Source organism: Serratia sp. (in: enterobacteria) (assembly GCF_046715635.1).
Lineage (GTDB): Bacteria > Pseudomonadota > Gammaproteobacteria > Enterobacterales > Enterobacteriaceae > Chania.
The window spans coordinates 1-3,327 of sequence record NZ_JBKJYW010000373.1 but is presented as its reverse complement, the minus strand read 5'-3'; the positions used below and the strand labels follow the sequence as shown (position 1 = coordinate 3,327).

The window sequence follows — 3,327 nt, the reverse complement described above, 5'->3', positions numbered from 1 at the left end:
ACGGCATCATGATGACTCCGGTTATCGAAGGTGGTGACGTTAAAGAGCCACTGCGTGAACGCGTTCTGGGTCGTGTGACTGCTGAAGATGTCATCAAGCCGGGTACGGCTGACATCCTGGTGCCACGTAACACCCTGCTGAACGAGAAGACTTGTGACCTGTTGGAAGAGAACTCTGTCGACAGCGTTAAAGTCCGTTCCGTAGTGAGCTGTGAAACCGACTTTGGTGTGTGCGCCAACTGCTATGGTCGTGACCTGGCACGTGGCCACATCATCAACAAAGGTGAAGCTATCGGCGTTATCGCGGCCCAGTCCATCGGTGAGCCGGGTACACAGCTGACGATGCGTACGTTCCACATCGGTGGTGCGGCATCTCGTGCGGCAGCAGAATCCAGCATCCAGGTGAAGAACAAAGGTAACCTGAAGCTGAGCAACGTGAAGTTCGTTATGAACGCCTCGGGCAAGCTGGTAATTACCTCGCGTAATACCGAACTGAAGCTGATCGACGAATTCGGCCGTACCAAAGAAAGCTACAAAGTGCCTTACGGTGCCGTAATGGGCAAAGGTGATGGTGCAGAAGTTAACGGCGGCGAAACTGTTGCTAACTGGGATCCACACACCATGCCGGTTGTGACCGAGGTGAGCGGTTTCATTCGCTTCGCCGATATGGTTGACGGCCAGACCATTACCCGCCAGACCGACGAACTGACCGGTTTGTCTTCTCTGGTAGTACTGGACAGCGCAGAACGTACTGGTAGCGGTAAAGACCTGCGTCCGGCACTGAAAATCGTTGATGCCAAAGGCGACGACGTATTGATCCCAGGTACTGATATGCCTGCTCAATACTTCCTGCCGGGTAAAGCGATTGTGCAGCTGGAAGACGGCATTCAGATCGGTGCGGGTGATACCCTGGCGCGTATTCCTCAGGAATCCGGCGGTACCAAGGATATTACCGGTGGTCTGCCACGCGTTGCGGATCTGTTCGAAGCACGTCGTCCGAAAGAGCCGGCAATCCTGGCTGAAATCAGCGGGATTATCTCGTTCGGTAAAGAGACCAAAGGCAAACGTCGCCTGGTAATCTCTCCACTGGACGGCAGCGACGCTTACGAAGAGATGATCCCTAAATGGCGTCAGCTCAACGTGTTCGAAGGTGAAATTGTGGAACGTGGTGACGTTGTTTCTGACGGCCCAGAATCTCCACATGACATTCTGCGTCTGCGTGGTGTGCATGCGGTTACTCGCTACATCACCAACGAAGTGCAGGAAGTTTACCGTCTGCAAGGCGTTAAGATTAACGATAAACACATCGAAGTTATCGTTCGTCAGATGCTGCGTAAAGGGACCATCGTTAGCGCTGGTAGCACCGAGTTCCTGGAAGGCGAACAGGCTGAAGTATCACGCGTTAAGATTGCTAACCGTAAACTTGCTGCTGAAGGCAAGATCGAAGCAACCTTCTCACGCGATCTGCTGGGTATCACCAAGGCTTCCTTGGCGACCGAGTCCTTCATCTCTGCTGCATCGTTCCAGGAAACGACGCGTGTTCTCACCGAAGCGGCTGTTGCCGGTAAGCGTGATGAACTGCGTGGCCTGAAAGAGAACGTGATCGTGGGCCGTCTGATCCCAGCCGGTACCGGTTACGCTTATCACCAGGATCGTATGCGCCGTAAGGCTCTGGGTGAAACTCCGGTTGTTCCGCTGGTTAGCGCGGAAGAAGCGACAGCCAACCTGGCCGAATTGCTCAACGCCGGTAACCTGGGTGGCAGTGACGAATAAGTCACCTCATCCTTGACTGCACGTTAAGCAGTGAATGACTAAAGCCCTGGCTATCCTAGCCGGGGCTTTTTGTTGTACAGTGCTGTAAAGTTAAAATAACGGGACAGGCATGGATACCTCAACTTCAGTCAGTGGCGGCAGCGCTGCCAACAGTGAAATAACCTCACCAACCCAGTACTCTCAAAGCCGGGCGCGGCGTGCCGCCTGGGGAAGCTTCGTTGGCGCCGTAGTCGATTGGTACGATTTCCTACTGTACGGAATAGTTGCCGCTTTAGTCTTTAACACCGAATTTTTCCCGCAGGTCAGCCCAACGATGGGCACGCTGGCTGCCTTTGGCACCTTTGGCGTCGGTTTCCTGTTCCGCCCGCTGGGTGGCATGGTGTTCGGGCACTTTGGCGATAAGCTGGGCCGTAAGCGCATGCTGATGATCACCGTGTGGATGATGGGGATCTCTACGGCGTTGATCGGCCTGCTGCCCTCTTTCGATTCAGTCGGTTGGTGGGCCCCGGTCATGCTGGTGCTGCTACGAGCTGTGCAGGGGTTTGCCGTGGGAGGCGAATGGGGCGGTGCTGCCTTGCTGGCGGTAGAAAGTGCTCCGAAGAAGAGAAAAGCCTTTTACAGCAGTGGTGTACAGATTGGTTTTGGTGTCGGGTTGCTGTTGGCTACCGGCTCGGTTTCTCTGGTCAGCCACTTCACCAGCAATGCGGACTTTATCAACTGGGGCTGGCGTTTGCCGTTCCTGTTCAGCCTGGTGCTGCTCGCTATTGCCTGGTGGATCCGTAATGGCATGGACGAGTCGCAGGAGTTTGAAGCCAATAAAACGTTGCACGAACGGGCCGAGAAAATCCGCAAGTTCCCAATATTTGAGGCACTGCGCCAGAATCCCAAAGCCTTCTTGCTGATCATTGCCCTACGCTTTGGCGAACTGCTGACGATGTATATCGTCACAGCCTTTGCCATGAACTACTCAACCACCCATCTTGGCCTGTCACGGGATCTGTTCCTGAATATCGGCTTGCTGGTCGGGGCGGTGAGCTGTGTCTCGATCCCTTGCTTTGCCTATTTGGCCGATAGCTTTGGCAGACGGCGGATTTACGTAACGGGGGCTTTGATTGGTGTTGCCAGCACGGTGCCGTTTTTCATGGCGCTCGAGAGCCGTAACACGGTGATGATTATTTTCTTTGCCATCATGCTGGGAAATATGGCGCATGACATGCTGGTCAGCGTGCAGCAGCCGATGTTTACCGAGTTGTTCGGTACTGCATACCGCTATAGCGGAGCCGGAGTGGGCTATCAGGTCGCTAGCGTAGTCGGCGGCGGCTTCACGCCGTTTATTGCCGTGTTGCTGGTGGAGTTGATGGACGGTTCCTGGCATTTGGTTGCCGCCTATCTGGCGCTAGGATGCCTGCTTTCGGCCATTGTGGGTATGCGTATGAAACCGCAAGCGGTCGAATAAAACGGAGGTACCGGAAGCGTGCGGCCAGTCCCCGCACGCCCCGGTGTTTGGTAAGCAAGGTTATCAAGAGGGGAGAGATAACCTTGGTTGGCTTAGGAT

At 54.7% G+C, this 3,327-nt stretch carries 1 protein-coding gene and 1 pseudogene; both read left to right on the top strand.

The window, feature by feature from the left end; genetic code table 11:
- A pseudogene (locus tag ACLQ7H_RS19430) lies at positions 1-1,772 on the top strand (DNA-directed RNA polymerase subunit beta'); the annotation flags it as partial.
- Between the two features lie 109 nt (positions 1,773-1,881).
- Positions 1,882-3,228: a shikimate transporter gene (shiA, locus tag ACLQ7H_RS19425; protein WP_411754078.1), complete on the top strand. Its 1,347-nt coding sequence runs from the start codon at positions 1,882-1,884 to the stop codon at positions 3,226-3,228.
- Positions 3,229-3,327: the final 99 nt, after the last annotated feature.